Raw genomic sequence first — 15,130 nt, 5'->3', positions numbered from 1 at the left:
CGCCAGCCCCCCCCCCGCCACGCAAAGGCCCGCCAGCAAGGCGGGCCTTTTACATTCCGCTCCCCGGGCCGGTCGCAGTTGCTGAGAACGGCGCGCCACATGCTTGTACCGGCGCTGGATGCAGGCGGCCGGCCGCGGGTCGCCCGCCATCACGTTTCCCTCATCAACGGCGGACAAAGATCAGCTCCATGAAGATCGAAGTGTGGCAAGGCGATATCACCGAACTGGCCGTGGACGCCATCGTCAACGCCGCCAACGAGTCCCTGCTCGGCGGCGGCGGCGTGGATGGCGCCATCCATCGGGCCGCCGGTCCAGGGCTGCTGGACGAGTGTCGGCAACTGCCGGAGCTGCGTCCAGGCGTGCGTTGCCCGGTCGGCGAGGTACGCGCGACCGGCGGCCACCGTCTGGCCGCACGGCACGTGCTGCATACCGTCGGCCCGGTCTGGCGCGAGGGCCAGCACGACGAGCCGGCCCTGCTGGCCAACTGCTACTGGCGCTCGCTGAAGCTGGCCGAGGAAATGGGCCTGCATTCGGTCGCCTTCCCCGCGATCAGCTGCGGCGTCTACGGCTACCCGCTGCAGCTGGCCGCGCGCGTGGCTGCTGCCGAGACCCTGGCCTGGCAGCGCAGCCATGCCGAACCGCGACACATCATCCTCGTCGCCTACAACGGCGCCACCGCCCAGGCCTATCGCCAGGCGCTGGCCGAGCTGGGTTATCGCGTTCCGGCCGAGCCGCTGCTGACGCGCCCGCCGGCCATGGATGCCTCGCTGGCGCTGCAGGCCGGTAGCGCCGCTTGAGCAACCGTTCCAGCATCGGAAAAAGAAAAAAACCGGCTTGCGCCGGCTTTTTCCGTGCGCCACGCCGGTCGACCGGCGCGGCGCGGAGGCATCAGCCTTCCCACTTGCCCAGCGCAGCCAGGCCGTTGGCCTTGGCGCGCTCGTACACGGTCTTCTGGGCGGCGGCGTAGTTGCCCTTCATGTCCTTTGCCCACAGCTTCAGTGCGGCCTGCTGCATGGCACGGCCGTAGGAGAAGCTCAGCGGCCACGGCAGGTTGCCCAGCTGGTTCATGGCGTTGAGGTGGGCGGTGGACTGCTCGTCGGTCTGGCCACCGGACAGGAACACGATGCCCGGCAGGATTGCCGGCACGGTCGACTTCAGGCACATCACGGTCGACTCGGCCACTTCCTCGACGTCGGCCTGCTCTTCGCAGTCCTTGCCGGAGATGACCATGGAGGCCTTCAGGATGGTGCCTTCCAGCACGACGTTCTGCGCGTAAAGGGCGTCGAACAGCGCACGCAGGGTGGCTTCGGTGACTTCGTAGCAGGTCTCGATGTCGTGGTCGCCGTCCATGATCACTTCCGGCTCGACCATCGGCACCAGGCCGGCTTCCTGGCACAGCGCGGCATAGCGGGCCAGCGCGTGGGCATTGGCGTCGATGCAGGTGCCCGACGGGATCGATTCGCCGATGTTGATCACCGCGCGCCACTTGGCGAAGCGGGCGCCGAGCTTGTAGTACTCCTGCAGGCGCTCGCGCAGGCCGTCCAGGCCCTCGGTGACCATCTCGCCCGGGCAGCCGGCCAGCGGCTTGGCGCCGGTGTCGACCTTGATGCCCGGGATGATGCCGTTGTCGGCCATGTACTTGGCGAACGGCACGCCGTCCTTGGTCGACTGGCGGATGGTCTCGTCGAACAGGATCGCGCCGGAGACGTAGTCGCTCAACTTCGGCGTGGTGAGCAGCAGCTCGCGGTAGGCGCGGCGGTTTTCCTCGGTGTTCTCGATGCCCACCGAGGCAAAGCGCTTGGCGATGGTGCCGGTGGATTCGTCGATCGCGATGATGCCCTTGCCCGGGGCGACCATGGCCTGGGCGGTTTCGGCCAGCTGTTCGATGCTCATGTATTTCCTGTGGCGGGTGCGGGAAAACCCGAATTATAGCCGCCACAGGCAGTGAACTGGCCGTCCACGGCAGAACACCGCCCCGGCCAGGGCCGCGGCGGTGCATCGATGGTGGTTTGGCAGCGGCAGACTGCCCGACCGTCCTCGGCGGTAACCGTTTACAGCTCGCCCAGGCCGCTGGCGCGGCCGTCCGGCCCAACCTCCAGCAGGCGCAGGGTGTTGGTCGCGCCATGGGTTTCCATGTGCTCGCCGCTGGTGAACACCACGCGGTCGCCGGCCTGCAGCAAGCCTGCGTCGACCAGCAGGCGGATGCTGCCGCGCGCGGCCTCGCGCGGGGTCAGCCCGCGGCTGTCGAAGTTGATCGGGAACACGTCGCGCATCAGCGCCATCTGCCGGCGCGCGCCGTCATGGCGGGTCACCGCGTAGATCGGCGGGCGGGCGCGGAAGCGCGACAGGTAGCGCGCGGTGCCGCCGGATTCGGTCATCGCCACGATCGCGCGCACGCCCACGTGCTGGGACAGGAACATGGTGGCCATGGCGATGGCCTGGTCGGCGCGCTCCAGGTTGCGCGGCGAGGCGTTGAAGTCGGTCTCGGTCTGGAACTGGCGCTCGGCACCCAGGCAGATGCGCGCCATCGCCTCGACCGCCTTGACCGGCCAGGCGCCGGCGGCGGTTTCGGCCGACAGCATCACCGCGTCGGTGCCGTCGATCACCGAGTTGGCCACGTCCAGCACCTCGGCGCGGGTCGGGATCGGGCTTTCGACCATCGACTGCAGCATCTGTGTGGCGGTGATCACCACGCGGTTCTGCGCCAGCGCGGCCTTGATGATCTTCTTCTGCAGGCCCGGCAGCTCGGCATCGCCGATCTCCACGCCCAGGTCGCCACGGGCCACCATCACCACGTCGCTGGCCTCGACGATTTCCTCCAGGTTCTCGATCGCCTCGGTGCGCTCGATCTTGGCCACCAGCGCGGCATTGCAGCCGTGCGACTGGGCGATGGTGCGGGCATCGATCATGTCCTGCGCGTTGCGGCAGAACGAGACGGCGATGAAGTCCACGCCGATCTTCGCCACGATACCGATCAGCTCCTTGTCGCGCTCGGTCAGCGCGCCCAGCGACAGCCCGCCGCCCTGCTTGTTGAGCCCCTTGCGGTCGGACAGCACGCCGTCGTTGAGCACCGTGGTGATGATGCGTTCGCCCTGGACCTCGACCACGCGCAGCTGCATCAGCCCATCGTCGAGCAGCAGCACGTCACCGGCGCCCACGTCCTGCGGCAGGCCCAGATAGCTGACGCCGATCTGGCTGGCGTCGCCGGGGGGGGTATTGGCCGCGGCCACGAGGTCGAAGCGGTCGCCTGCCCGGAGCACCACCTTGCCCTCGGCAAACCGCTCGATCCGGATCTTCGGACCCGGCAGGTCGGCCAGGATGCCGACCTCCACGCCGACACGCAGGGCAGCGGCGCGCACCTCGGCCGCACGCTTGGCCTGGCCGGACGGATCGCCGTGGCTGAAGTTCAGCCGCACCACGTTGACGCCGGCCCGGAACAGGTCCTCCAGCACGCCCGGCGGGTCGGTCGCCGGCCCCAGGGTGGCAAGGATCTTGGTTCGGCGCTGGCGCTCGATCATGGTGCTGTGGCTCCCGGAAATGACAACAGAAGCTAGCACACCGTGAAGGCCGCTATCACATTGTCCCGCCTAGCTTTTTTCGGGACTTCGGGGTGTCCTGCGGACATCCTGGACAGCGCTGTCAGACATGCTGGCGCGTACGGTGCACGGCAAGCGTAGCCGCAGTCGCCTGCAGCTGCTCGCGCATACGTATGCGTGGGAAGGAAGGCCGCCCGTCAGTGGGCGGCGGGCACCAGCGCGCCGGATTGGCCGAGCAGTCCCGGCAGCTCGCGGGGGGTGTTGGCCAGGTACTGGGCCCCGGCGCGGCGCAGCTCCTCGGCGCCACCGAAACCCCACAGCACGCCGATGTTGCGCATGCCGTGGTGGCGCGCGCCCTCGATGTCCATGTGGCGGTCGCCGATCATCCAGCAGCGACCCGGCTGCAGCGACAGCCGCTGCAGTGCCTCGGCGATCAGCTCCGGCTTGTGGCTGCGCGAACCGTCCGGGGTGGCGCCAATGACATCGGTGAAGCAGTGGCCGAACGGCAGGTGTTCGACGATGCGCCGGGCATGCGGTTCGTTCTTGGCGGTCACCACCGCCAGCAGGTGGCCAGCCGCGTGCAGCTCCTGCACGACCTCGCCGATGTCGGGGTAGATCTCGTGCTCGCGCCAGCCGTGGCTCTCGAAGCGTTCGCGGTAATGCAGCACCGCCTGCTCCACGCGCTCGGCGTCATGGAACAGGGGCGCGAAGCTGGTACGCAGCGCCGGACCGATCCAGCGCCGCAGCTCTTCCTGCGGCGGCACCGGATGCTGCATGCACTCCAGGGCATGGGCCACGCAGCGGGTGATCCCGACGGCCGAATCGATCAGCGTACCGTCGAGATCGAAGAACAGCACGTCGCGATTCACGACCCGCGAGCCTCCAGCGCGGCGACCGCCGGCAGGGTCTTGCCCTCGAGGAACTCGAGGAAGGCGCCGCCGCCGGTGGAGATGTAGCTGACCTGCCCGGCGATGCCGTACTTGTCGACCGCGGCCAGGGTGTCGCCACCGCCGGCGATGGAGAACGCCTTGGAAGCAGCGATCGCCCTGGCCAGGGTCTCGGTGCCCTTGCCGAAGGCGTCGAACTCGAACACGCCGACCGGGCCGTTCCACACCACGGTACCGGCCTTGGCGATCAGCTCGGCGTACTGCGCGGCGGTCTGCGGACCGATGTCCAGGATCATGTCCTCGGCGCCCACGGCGTCGACCGGCTTGACCGTGGCCGGCGCGTCCGCGGCAAATGCCGGGGTCACCACCACGTCGGCCGGCAGCGGGATGTGCGCGCCGCGTGCGTTGGCATCGGCATCGATCTTCCTGGCCGTCTCCAGCAGATCGGCCTCATACAGCGACTTGCCGACATCGTGGCCATTGGCCGCGATGAAGGTGTTGGCGATGCCGCCGCCGACGATCAGCTGGTCGACCTTGCCGACCAGGCTGGTCAGCAGTTCCAGCTTGGTCGAGACCTTGGAGCCGGCAACGATGGCCAGCAGCGGACGCGCCGGGTTGGCCAGCGCCTTGTCCAGCGCATCGAGCTCGGCCATCAGCAGGGGGCCGCCCGCGGCCACCGGGGCGAAGCGGATCACGCCGTGGGTCGAGGCCTGGGCGCGGTGCGCGGTACCGAAGGCATCCATGACGAACACATCGCACAGCGCGGCGTACTTCTTCGACAGCGCCTCGTCATCAGCCTTCTCGCCGACGTTCATGCGGCAGTTTTCCAGCAGCACGACCTGGCCCGGGGCGACCTCGACGCCATCCACCCAGTCCTTGACCAGCGGCACCTCGACACCCAGCAACTGCGACAGCCGCGCGGCGACCGGCGCCAGCGAATCGGCCTCGCTCCACACGCCTTCCTTCGGCCGGCCCAGGTGCGAGGTCACCATCACCGCGGCGCCCTTTTCCAGCGCCAGCTTCAGGGTCGGGATCGAGGCGGTGATGCGCTGCTCGGAGGTGATGCGGCCATCCTCGATCGGCACGTTCAGATCCTGGCGGATCAGCACGCGCTTGCCGGAAAGGTCGAGGTCGGTCATGCGAACGATGGACATGGCAGGATCAGCTCCGCGGGGCGATGGAAACCGGCATTCTCGCCCGCGGCGCCGGCGCGGGCAAACCACGGAGCGACACGATGGACGGTCATCTCGAGCAACCCGAACTGCATACCGACAGGCTGCGCCTGCGTGAATTCCGCATGGACGATGCCCCGGCACTTTTCGCCATCCACAGTGATCGGCAGGTGATGCGCTACTGGAGCTACCCGGCGTGGACCGAGCTGGCGCAGGCCGAGCGCAAGGTCGCCGACATCCTGCGCCAGCGGCGCGAGGACGGGCTGCTGGTGTGGGCGATCTGCGAGGCCGCCAGCGACCGGCTCATCGGCAGTTGCGCAGTATTCGCCATCCGCCACGAGCAGGGTTGCGCCGAGATCGGCTACAGCCTGCACCGCGACTGGCAGGCCGCGGCCTGGCCAGCGAGGCGCTGCGCGCGGTGCTGCGCCACTGTTCGACGGGATGGGCCTGCGCCGGATCGAGGCCGATACCGACCCGCGCAACACGCCCTCCCGGCACCTGCTTGAGAAACTCGGCTTCGTCCACGAAGGCCTGCTGCGCGAGCGCTGGCGGGTCAATGGCGAGCTGTGCGACACCGCGCTGTACGGGCCGCTGCGACGTGACTTCGCTGGTTGAGGCTCAGTTCCCGCCGGGCTGGCCGCGCCCGCCGCGCAGCAGGGCCAGTGCGAAACCGGCCACCACCAGCGCACCGACCACCAGCACCACCCACAGCAGCGCGCTCTTCCAGTCACGCGGCGGCAGGGGCGCTTGGTACGCCGACTCGCCGGCGCGCTCGGTGCCCTGCCCCAGCGTGGCCGCGGCGGGCTGCCACTGCGGCCCATGGCGCCCGCGCAACCCGGCCAGCAACGGTGCCAGCGGCGCCGAGGCCGCAACCTCGGCCGCGCTGCCGGCGACCAGTGCATATGGCGGTTTTCCTTGGGCGAGGAACACCACGCTGCCGGGGCGATAGCCCAGCCGCAGCACCGGTGCCCCGGACACCGCGGCACCCTGCGCCCGCAGCCGCCACTGTCGATCCACCACCGTGGAATCCAGCGGCAGCGGCGGTGACTGCTGCAGCTGGCCCGCTTCGGTCAGGCTCCATGTGTTCCAGCGCGCCGCATGCACCCGCCAGCCGGCAGTGGCCCGATCCTTGCCTCCCGGAGCTTCGCGGCTGGCGAGCTGCCAGGTCGCGGTAGTGTTGGCCGGCATTGCCACGTCGATGCGCTGCACCGGGAAGCGGCCACGCAGCGTGTAGATGAACCCCTTGCGCGGATCGCCCGCAGCGTCGGCACGCAGATCCTGCCATTGCCAGTCGCCGGCTTCGGCCCGGGTGCCCAGCTCGCCGAGCAGGCGGCGCAGCGCCGGGGCGCCATGGCGCTGCAGCGGCACCAGGCGCAGGTAGCGCTGCGAGGTCGCAAGGGCGATGCGGTCCTGGCGCAGCACGCGCCCCTGGTTGCTCGACTGCAGCAGCCGCACCTGCGGATCGATTACCTGCCAGCTGCGCAGGTCGCTGCTGGCTTCCAGCCGGTAACCGACGTCGACGGTGGCGGCGGGATCGGCCCACTCGACCCGCAGCGCGCGCAACTGCGGCGCCTGCGCGCCCAGGTCCACCAGCCACACCGGGTCGGCGCCATCCCCTGCCCCAGCACCGAGGGCGTTGCGGATCGACAGCCGCCCGTCCGCCCCCCGCTGCACCACCACGCTCAGGTCACCGCTGGCGGTGGCGGGCGAGGCCGGCACCACGAACCACGGCAGCTCCACCCGCTGCGCCGGTGTCGCACCGAGTTCGGCAGCCGCCTGCACCGCGCTGGCTACCAGCACCCCGTCTGCATCGACCACGCGCACGTCGCGCAGGTCCGGCCAGTGCGCGGCGGTGTATACCGAGGCATCCAGGGGTACCCGGTAGGCACCGGCATCGGCGCGCGAGAGCTGCAACGGCCACTGCCGGGCGAAGTCATCGGCCGCGAGCGCCATCGATGGCAGCAGGGCAAGCCACAAGAGTTGCCTGATCATGCGGAAGCTTCCTCGTTGGCACCGCCACGGCGCGGCGGTGCAGGTGCCAGCCAGCCCACCAGCGTGCACAGCAGGCCATAGGCAATGAATGCACCGATGCCGAGCAGGTCGCCCAGGTTGCCGCGGTCGACCAGCAGCAGCTTGGCCAGCACCACGCCCATCAGGATCGCGCCGGACAGCCACAAGCCCCACTGGCCACGGCGCGAACCGGATACCCAGCCGGCCACGCCGAGCAGGCTCCAGACCACGGTCAGGCTGGTCTGCGCCAGGCGGCTGCCCAGCAGCGCGTCGCTCCACGGCTCACCACCCCAGTGATGCACGGCGCGCAGCGTCATCACCGTGACCAGCGCCAGCGCGGCCAGCGCCAGACCCACGCGCCAGGCGGAAGCGGACTGGCCGGGCTGGTTCTGCCACAGCCATCGTGCCGCCAGTACCAGCACGGCGACCTGTGCCAGGTCCAGCGGATTGAGCAACGCCACCCACGGCAGCGGCGCGGCCGCGCCACTGCTGGCCAGCGCTGCGAACCACCACAGCGCGAGCACCAGCGCGACGATGCCCTGCAGGTGCGGGCGAAGGCGGACGAAGCACGTGCCCAGCGGTTGGGCCAGCCAGCGCCAGTGGTCCTGGGACAGCACCGCCATCACCAACCACGGCAGCGCCAGCAGCATGCCGACCCAGCCTTCGGCCAGCCCGAAGCGTTCACTTACGTGCAAGGCCAGCAGCGACAGCACGGTTGGCCACAACAGCCACCATGCCAGTTGGACAAGGCCGGCAATGCGCCCCTCGCCCATGCGCAGGCACAGCAAGCTGCGCAGGCCCAGCGCGGCGAACACCGGCCACACCCAGCTCCCATGGCCGGCAAACGGCTGGCCGTAATCGGCGGCCTGCGCGAAGGCCAGCGGGAAGGCCAGCACCAGTGCGGCCAGGGTGGTCAGCGCAAGCGCCGGTGCCGGAGCGCGGCGATGGACTTCCGCGGCCACCCAACCGGTGACGCCCAGCAACAGCAGCAGCCCGTGCAGGCGGCTGCCGGCCGGCATGAAGTTACTGATCTCAAGCGCGATGTTGCCCAGCCACCAGCCCAGGCCCCACACGTACGCTGCGGCCGCCAACCACGCGTGGCTCGCATTGCGGTACAGCCAGGCGGTGGCGAAGCCAGCCAGCGCCACCAGCAGCGCGCCCATGAAGGCGGCATTGGTGATAGCCACGCTGGGCGCAGGCCCGGACGCCACGCCCGAGGCCAGCGCCACTGCGGCCGCCAGCTGCAGCCCGATGCCGGTCCAGCGCGCGAGCCGGTGCCGTTGCAACAGGCCCAGCCACACCAGTCCGGCGCCTTCCAGCGCGAACACCGCGGCGGTGGCGCGCGCCGACAGCGCCAGCGGCACCGCCAGCGTGGCAAAACCGACGGCCAGGATCGCGTTGCCGCGGGCCAGCACCTGGAACCGCTCGCGACGGATCAGCAGCCAGCCCAGCAGCGCGTACAACGCCGCGAGGGCCAGCGCACACAGGGCCAGGGGCATGCGTTCGCCTTCCAGCAATGCGGCCTGCAGCGAGAACGCCACCAGCGGGGTGCCGAACAGCAGCGCGCCATCCACCCGTGCACTGCCCGGGGTGGCGCTGCGCCGGGCGTGCAGCAGCGGCAGCAGCAGGTAGAAGGCGAAGAACAGCAGCAGGAATGGCTCGGTGGAAGCTAACTTGTGCGGCGCGTAGTCGAGCACGCCCCAGACCGTGCCGATGCCCCAGGTAAAAACGAAACCCAGCAGGTTGAGTTCGCGCCACGGCCGCACCCAGGCAATGGCGAACACGCCGGCATTGAGCAGCGCGTAATACGAGAACAGCGAAACGTGGTTGCCGCTGCCATCGGACAGCCATACCGGCGCCATGAACCCGGCCAGCACGCCGAGCACCGCCAGCGTGCGTGATTCCTGCAACACCGCCATCACCGCCAGCCCGGCGATCAGCACCACGCTGATCCCGAAGGCCGGCACCGTCCCGATCAGCCCGTGGTTCCTGCAGGCCGCGAACACGGTCAGCAGCAGCACGCCGATCGCCCCGCCCTGCAGTGCCAGCGCAAAGGTGCGATGGCTATCGCGCTTGCGCCAGGCAAACACCAGGCCGGCCAGTGCGGCGATGCTGATCAGGCTCAGGCGCAGTGCGATCGGCAGGTTCAACCAGCCCTGGTCGCTGGCGTACTTGAGCAGCGCGGCGACACCGGCCAGCAGCACCAGCATGCCGACCTTGACCGGCATGTTGCCCTCGGTGAACCAGCGTCGCGCCGTGCCCAGCAGACGTTGCAGCGGGCCTGGCCGTTCCGGTTGCCGGCGGCTCCGCTCCGCGTGGGGCGGTGGCGTGGCGGCGCCGGCATCCATTTCCCGTGCCTGGACCAGTGGCGATGTGGCGGGCAGCGGCGGCGGCGATACCGGAGCAGGCTGCGCAGGTGCGGGTGCGGGTGCGGGCGGAGGCTGAATCGACGAAGCCACCGTCCAGGCGGCAGGCGGCGCTGCTTCCGGCTGCGGCCGGGCCTGCAACGCGGCAACGTGCTGCTCCAGCAGCTGCACGCGTCGCTTCAGCCCGAGCAGCGAAAAAGCCAGTACGCCCAGCAACACGGGTACGGCGAGTACCGCCAGCGCCACCAACGCAATGATCGATTCCAAACGATGCTTCCCCCGGGTGATGGGTGGCAGGCCGTCCCGGGCCGCCGTCGCCGGCATGCTACCGGAGCGCACCGCCATGCGGCTCAAGTCCGCACGCGGCTGGCCGATGAGGCTGGGTTGGCAGCAAAGAAGCACCCCATCTCCCTTGCCGAGGATGCCCTGCATGACCCTGCCCGCCGCGCCTGCCCAGGCCAGCGTCGATGACCATATCCGTTCCGTGGCCGGCCTCTCGGCCCGCCTGATGGCCCAGTTGCGGCAGTCCCTGCAGCGGATCGAGGAGATCAACCGCACCACCCTGGTGATCTCGATGAACGCCCGCATCGAATCGGCGCGCATCGGCATGGCCGGCCGCGGCTTTGCGGTGATCGCCCAGGAAATGGACAGCCTGTCGCGCAGCGTGGCCGAAGCTACCCGCGAGATCGACCGCAGCGCCGAGACCACCCGCGGCGAAATGCAGGACACGCTGGCACAACTGGAAGACAACGTACGCCGCACCCGGCTGGCCGAGCTGGCGCTGGCCAACATCGACCTGATCGACCGCAACCTCTACGAGCGCAGCTGCGACGTGCGCTGGTGGGCGACCGACGGCGCGGTGGTCGCCGCTGCGCGCCCTGGCGCGACGGCACAGGACGTCGCCCATGCCTCGCGCCGCATGGGCCAGATCCTGGATTCGTACACGGTGTACTTCGACCTTGTGCTGGTCGGCCTGGATGGCCGCGTGATCGCCAATGGGTGCCCCGACCAGTACCACTCCGCCGGCATGGACGTCGGTGACAGCGCATGGTTCGAGGCGGCACGGCGGAACACCAGCGGCGAGCAGTTCGGCTTCCAGGCCGTGCACGCCAGCGAGCTGGCCGGCGGCGAGCGCGTGCTGGTGTACGCCTGCGGCGTACGCGAGGGCGGGCGCATCGATGGCCGCCTGCTCGGCATCCTCGGCATCGTGTTCCGCTGGGATGCGCTGGCGCAGACGGTGGTGCAGCGCACGCCGCTGTCCGAACAGGAATGGACGCGCAGCCGCGTGTGCATCGTCGACGACCGCGGCCTGGTGCTGGCCGACTCGGCCGGGCGCAGCCTGCAGGACGTGATCGACTTCCCCGGGCGCGACGAGCTGCTGCGCCAACCGCGCGGTGCGCAGGTGCTTGAGTACGAAGGGCGAATGCACTGCATCGCGCACGCCGCCTCGCCCGGCTACGAGACCTACCGCACCGGCTGGCACTGCCTGGTGCTGCAGGCGCTCTGAGCCGTCAGCGGCGCAACAAAAAACCCCGGCGTTGCCGGGGCTTTTCGTGATCCAGGAGCAGCGCCTTACTTGGCGGCAACGACCCTGGCCATTTCCAGGCACTTGTTGGAATAGCCCCACTCGTTGTCGTACCAGCTCACCAGCTTGACGAAGGTGCCATCCAGCGCGATGCCGGCCTCGGCGTCGAACACGGAGGTGCAGGTCTCGCCGCGGAAGTCGGTGGCCACGACCTTGTCCTCGGTGTAGCCCAGCACGCCCTTCAGCGTGCCTTCGCTCTGTGCCTTCACCTCGGCGCAGATCTCGGCGTAGGTGGCTTCCTTTTCCAGCTCGACGGTCAGGTCGACCACCGACACGTCCGAGGTCGGGACGCGGAAGCTCATGCCGGTCAGCTTCTTGTTGAGTTCCGGGATCACCACGCCCACGGCCTTGGCCGCGCCGGTGGAGGACGGAATGATGTTTTCCAGGATGCCGCGGCCGCCGCGCCAGTCCTTGTTGGACGGGCCGTCAACGGTCTTCTGGGTCGCGGTGGCAGCGTGCACGGTGGTCATCAGGCCGCGCTTGATGCCCCACTTGTCGTTGATGACCTTGGCCAGCGGGGCCAGGCAGTTGGTGGTGCACGAGGCGTTGGAGATGATCGCCTGGCCAGCGTAGGTCTTGTCGTTGACGCCGTAGACGAACATCGGCGTGTCGTCCTTGGACGGGGCCGACATGATCACCTTCTTCGCGCCGGCATCGATGTGCTTCTGCGCGGTTTCCTTGGTCAGGAACAGGCCAGTGGATTCGATGACGACGTCGGCGCCGACTTCGTCCCACTTCAGGTTGGCCGGATCGCGCTCCTGGGTCAGGCGGATCTTCTTGCCGTTGACCAGCAGGTTGCCGCCGTCCACCGCCACGTCGGCCTTGAAGCGGCCATGCACGGAGTCGTACTTGAGCATGTAGGCCAGGTAATCCGGCTCCAGCAGGTCATTGATCGCCACGATCTCGATGTCGTTGCCGAAATTCTGCACCGCAGAACGCAGCACGTTGCGTCCGATGCGCCCGAAACCGTTGATACCGACCTTGATTGCCATGTTGACAAGCTCCTGCGACCGCACGTTGCGGCGGGGTGGAAAGGGGCCGCCATTCTACCAGCACGTCGCGCACGCCACTTGCATGCCGGGCTGCCCCGCCAGCCGCTGGACGCCGGCGGACCTTTGATCCGGATCAAGGCGCAGGTCTCCGTCGATGCAAAGAATGGCGCCACTTCCAACGCAGCGAGACTGCCCCCATGCGCAAGACCCCCCTGATGCTTTCCGCCCTCGCCCTGGCTGTTTCGGCCGCCGCGCCGGCCATGGCCCAGTCCAAGGGCGACTGGACCATCGGCGCCGGCGTCCACCAGGTCGCCCCCAAGTCGGACAACGGCTCGCTGGCCGGTGGCACCCTGGCCGTGGACGTGGGCAACGACGTCAAGCCGACCATCACCGGTGAGTACTTCATCGCCGACAACCTCGGCATCGAGGTGCTGGCCGCGCTGCCGTTCAAGCACGACATCAACATCGCCGGCCTCGGCCGCGTCGGCAGCACCAAGCACCTGCCGCCGGTGGTCTCGCTGCAGTACCACTTCAACAGCGCGGGCAAGGTTTCGCCGTTCATCGGCGCCGGCCTGAACTACACCACCTTCTTCAGCGAAAGCACCGGCGGCGCACTGGCCGGCAGCAAGCTGAAGCTGGACGACTCGTTTGGCCTGGCCGCCCACGTCGGCCTGGATTTCAATATCTCGCCCAAGGCCGCCATCCGCGTGGACGCCCGCTGGGCCGACATCGATACCGACGTCAGGCTGGATGGTGCCAAGCTGGGCACCGTCAACATCGACCCGCTGGTCTACGGCGCGTCCTACGTCGTCCGCTTCTGAGCCACCCGGCCCAGCCGCGGCAGGTCGCGTTCCCTCGCGCGACCTGCCGCAACCGCCGCAAGCGGCAATCCCGGTGACGGCCCCAGCCGTTAGAATCACCGGATGAAACAGTTCATCCCCCTGCTCTTTGCCGGCGTGATGCTGGCATCCCCCTCTTTCGACGCCCAGGCATGGGGCGGCCAGGGACACCGCCTGGTGGCGCGGATCGCCGACACCCAGCTCACCCCGCAGGCACGCGCCGCGGTGGACGAACTGCTCAAGGGCGAAGCCGACCCGACCCTGTCCGGCATCGCTTCGTGGGCCGACGAGCTGCGCGGCAGCGACCCGGACCTCGGCAAGCGCACGGCCAGCTGGCACTACGTCAACATCGCCGAACACGACTGCCAGTACCTGAAGGAGCGCGACTGCAAGGACGGCGACTGCGTCACCGAGGCGCTGAAGGAGCAGAGCGCGATCCTGGCCGATACCAGCCGTCCGCTGGCCGAGCGCACGCAGGCATTGAAATTCGTCGTGCACTTCACCGGCGACATCCACCAGCCGATGCACGCTGGCTACGCGCACGACAAGGGGGGCAACGAGTTCCAGCTCCACTTCAACGGCCGCGGCACCAACCTGCATTCGCTATGGGACAGCGGCATGGTGTACGACCGCAAGCTCACTGATGACGAGTATCTGAAAGAGCTGCTGGCGCTTCCCGCGCCGGATGCCGCCGAACTCGTGCGTGGCGACCGTGATCCCGAGCTGTGGTCCGAATCGGTCTGCCGCATCGCCATCGCCCCGGGCGTCTACCCGGCACGGCCCGGCACCGTGCCGACCGGCTACGTGTCGCGCCATCGTCCCGTGGTGGAACAGCACCTGCGACTGGCCGGCGACCGCCTGGCGGTCCTGCTCAACGCGCTGCTCGGCCAACCCTGACCGGAGTTACCGCATGTCCGTGGAAGTCGTCCCGTTCTTTCATGCCGGATCCAATACCTTCAGCTACCTGGTTGTTGATCCAGCCAGCAGCAAGGCAGCGGTGATCGATCCGGCACTGGACTACGACCCGGAAACGGACACCCTGGCCAGCACTTCGGCCCAGGCCCTGATCGAGCACGTAAAACAGCACAGTCTGCACGTTGAATGGCTGCTGGAAACCCATGCCCACGCCGACCATGTGTCGGCTTCGCGCTGGCTGCGCAGGCACTGGCCGCAGGCCCGCGTGGCCATTGGCCAGGGCATCACCCAGGTGCAGGCCACCCTGGCCCCGCGCTATGACATGCCCGAAGGCTTCCGCGCCGACGGCTCGCAGTTCGACCACCTGTTCGCCGACAACGAGGCCTTCCAGATCGGCACGCTGCCGGCACGGGTGATCGCGGTGCCCGGCCACACCAGCGACAGCGTGGCCTACCTGGTCGGCGATGCATTGTTCCCGGGCGATTCGATGTTCATGCCCGATGGCGGCACCGCCCGCTGCGACTTCCCCGGTGGCGATGCGGCGCAGCTGTACCGCTCGATCCAGCGGCTGCTGGCGCTGCCCGACCAGACCCGCGTATTCGTCTGCCACGATTACGGCCCGGGCGGTCGCGCGGTGGCCAACGAGACCACCATCGCCGAGCAACGCCGCAACAACATCCACCTGCGCGATGGGGTGGATGAAGCCAGTTTCGTGGCCACCCGCCAGGCCCGCGACGCCACCCTTCCCGCGCCGCGACTGATGGGCCCGTCGATCCGCGCCAACCTGCAGGGCGGCCCGGTCGATCTGGGCTGAGCGCAACGCGCGGG

General features: G+C 69.1%; 14 protein-coding genes. 6 read left to right on the top strand and 8 right to left on the bottom strand.

Annotation, left to right across the window (positions count from 1 at the left end; all coding sequences use genetic code 11):
- Nucleotides 1-188: 188 nt before the first annotated feature.
- Nucleotides 189-797 (top strand): O-acetyl-ADP-ribose deacetylase, encoded by a 609-nt coding sequence (locus LG380_RS15710; protein WP_225766381.1) that lies wholly within the window; start codon nucleotides 189-191, stop codon nucleotides 795-797.
- Between the two features lie 91 nt (nucleotides 798-888).
- On the opposite strand, the gene LG380_RS15705 is transcribed toward LG380_RS15710, so the two are convergent.
- From LG380_RS15705 to LG380_RS15865, 5 genes are all read right to left on the bottom strand, one after another.
- Entirely contained in the window at nucleotides 889-1,893 is a 1,005-nt protein-coding gene (locus LG380_RS15705) for a class I fructose-bisphosphate aldolase (RefSeq protein WP_225766380.1), read from the bottom strand.
- 158 nt (nucleotides 1,894-2,051) lie between these two features.
- Nucleotides 2,052-3,518, bottom strand: a complete 1,467-nt coding sequence (gene pyk, locus LG380_RS15700; protein ID WP_225766379.1) for a pyruvate kinase — start codon at nucleotides 3,516-3,518, stop codon at nucleotides 2,052-2,054.
- A 215-nt stretch (nucleotides 3,519-3,733) separates the two neighbouring features.
- Nucleotides 3,734-4,405 carry an HAD family hydrolase gene (locus tag LG380_RS15695; RefSeq protein WP_225766378.1) on the bottom strand — a complete coding sequence of 224 codons (672 nt, stop codon included), beginning with the start codon at nucleotides 4,403-4,405 and terminating at the stop codon, nucleotides 3,734-3,736.
- Nucleotides 4,402-5,577 carry a phosphoglycerate kinase gene (locus tag LG380_RS15690; RefSeq protein ID WP_225766377.1) on the bottom strand — a complete coding sequence of 392 codons (1,176 nt, stop codon included), beginning with the start codon at nucleotides 5,575-5,577 and terminating at the stop codon, nucleotides 4,402-4,404. Before LG380_RS15690 ends, LG380_RS15695 begins: the two co-directional genes overlap by 4 nt.
- Complete coding sequence (locus LG380_RS15865) at nucleotides 5,559-5,969, bottom strand: hypothetical protein (protein ID WP_263973789.1); 411 nt, start codon at nucleotides 5,967-5,969, stop codon at nucleotides 5,559-5,561. The genes LG380_RS15690 and LG380_RS15865 overlap by 19 nt, the downstream gene beginning before the upstream one ends.
- 67 nt (nucleotides 5,970-6,036) lie before the next feature.
- On the opposite strand from LG380_RS15865, the gene LG380_RS15680 reads away from it, so the two are divergent.
- Complete coding sequence (locus tag LG380_RS15680) at nucleotides 6,037-6,210, top strand: GNAT family protein (protein ID WP_225766375.1); 174 nt, start codon at nucleotides 6,037-6,039, stop codon at nucleotides 6,208-6,210.
- A 3-nt stretch (nucleotides 6,211-6,213) separates the two neighbouring features.
- On the opposite strand, the gene LG380_RS15675 is transcribed toward LG380_RS15680, so the two are convergent.
- Together LG380_RS15675 and LG380_RS15670 are read right to left on the bottom strand one after the other, a co-directional pair.
- Nucleotides 6,214-7,587, bottom strand: coding sequence for a DUF3999 family protein (locus tag LG380_RS15675; protein ID WP_225766373.1), 1,374 nt, complete (start codon nucleotides 7,585-7,587; stop codon nucleotides 6,214-6,216).
- Nucleotides 7,584-10,238: a DUF2339 domain-containing protein gene (locus LG380_RS15670; RefSeq protein WP_225766371.1), complete on the bottom strand. Its 2,655-nt coding sequence runs from the start codon at nucleotides 10,236-10,238 to the stop codon at nucleotides 7,584-7,586. The genes LG380_RS15675 and LG380_RS15670 overlap by 4 nt, the downstream gene beginning before the upstream one ends.
- Nucleotides 10,239-10,401: 163 nt before the next feature.
- On the opposite strand from LG380_RS15670, the gene LG380_RS15665 reads away from it, so the two are divergent.
- The gene (locus LG380_RS15665) at nucleotides 10,402-11,478 is read left to right on the top strand and encodes a methyl-accepting chemotaxis protein (protein WP_225766368.1); all 1,077 of its coding nucleotides are present in this window, start codon (nucleotides 10,402-10,404) and stop codon (nucleotides 11,476-11,478) included.
- Nucleotides 11,479-11,543: 65 nt separating this feature from the next.
- Here the strand turns inward: LG380_RS15665 and gap are convergent, their stop codons facing one another.
- Nucleotides 11,544-12,548 (bottom strand): type I glyceraldehyde-3-phosphate dehydrogenase, encoded by a 1,005-nt coding sequence (gene gap, locus LG380_RS15660; protein WP_225766367.1) that lies wholly within the window; start codon nucleotides 12,546-12,548, stop codon nucleotides 11,544-11,546.
- Between the two features lie 197 nt (nucleotides 12,549-12,745).
- Here gap and LG380_RS15655 point away from each other — a divergent pair, with 197 nt between their 5' ends.
- The 3 genes from LG380_RS15655 to LG380_RS15645 all read left to right on the top strand — a co-directional run bounded on the left by LG380_RS15655 (nucleotide 12,746) and on the right by LG380_RS15645 (nucleotide 15,116).
- Entirely contained in the window at nucleotides 12,746-13,369 is a 624-nt protein-coding gene (locus LG380_RS15655) for an OmpW family outer membrane protein (protein WP_225766364.1), read from the top strand.
- Nucleotides 13,370-13,471: 102 nt separating this feature from the next.
- Nucleotides 13,472-14,284, top strand: coding sequence for a S1/P1 nuclease (locus LG380_RS15650; RefSeq protein WP_225766362.1), 813 nt, complete (start codon nucleotides 13,472-13,474; stop codon nucleotides 14,282-14,284).
- A gap of 13 nt (nucleotides 14,285-14,297) precedes the next feature.
- On the top strand, nucleotides 14,298-15,116 hold the full coding sequence (locus LG380_RS15645) for an MBL fold metallo-hydrolase (RefSeq protein ID WP_225766360.1): 819 nt from the start codon (nucleotides 14,298-14,300) through the stop codon (nucleotides 15,114-15,116).
- The last annotated feature ends 14 nt before the right edge of the window (nucleotides 15,117-15,130 follow it).

The sequence above is a fragment of the Stenotrophomonas sp. Marseille-Q4652 genome, assembly GCF_916618915.1.
GTDB lineage: Bacteria > Pseudomonadota > Gammaproteobacteria > Xanthomonadales > Xanthomonadaceae > Stenotrophomonas.
The sequence above is the reverse complement of the archived record's forward strand: the minus strand, read 5'-3'. Positions and strand labels throughout refer to the sequence as shown.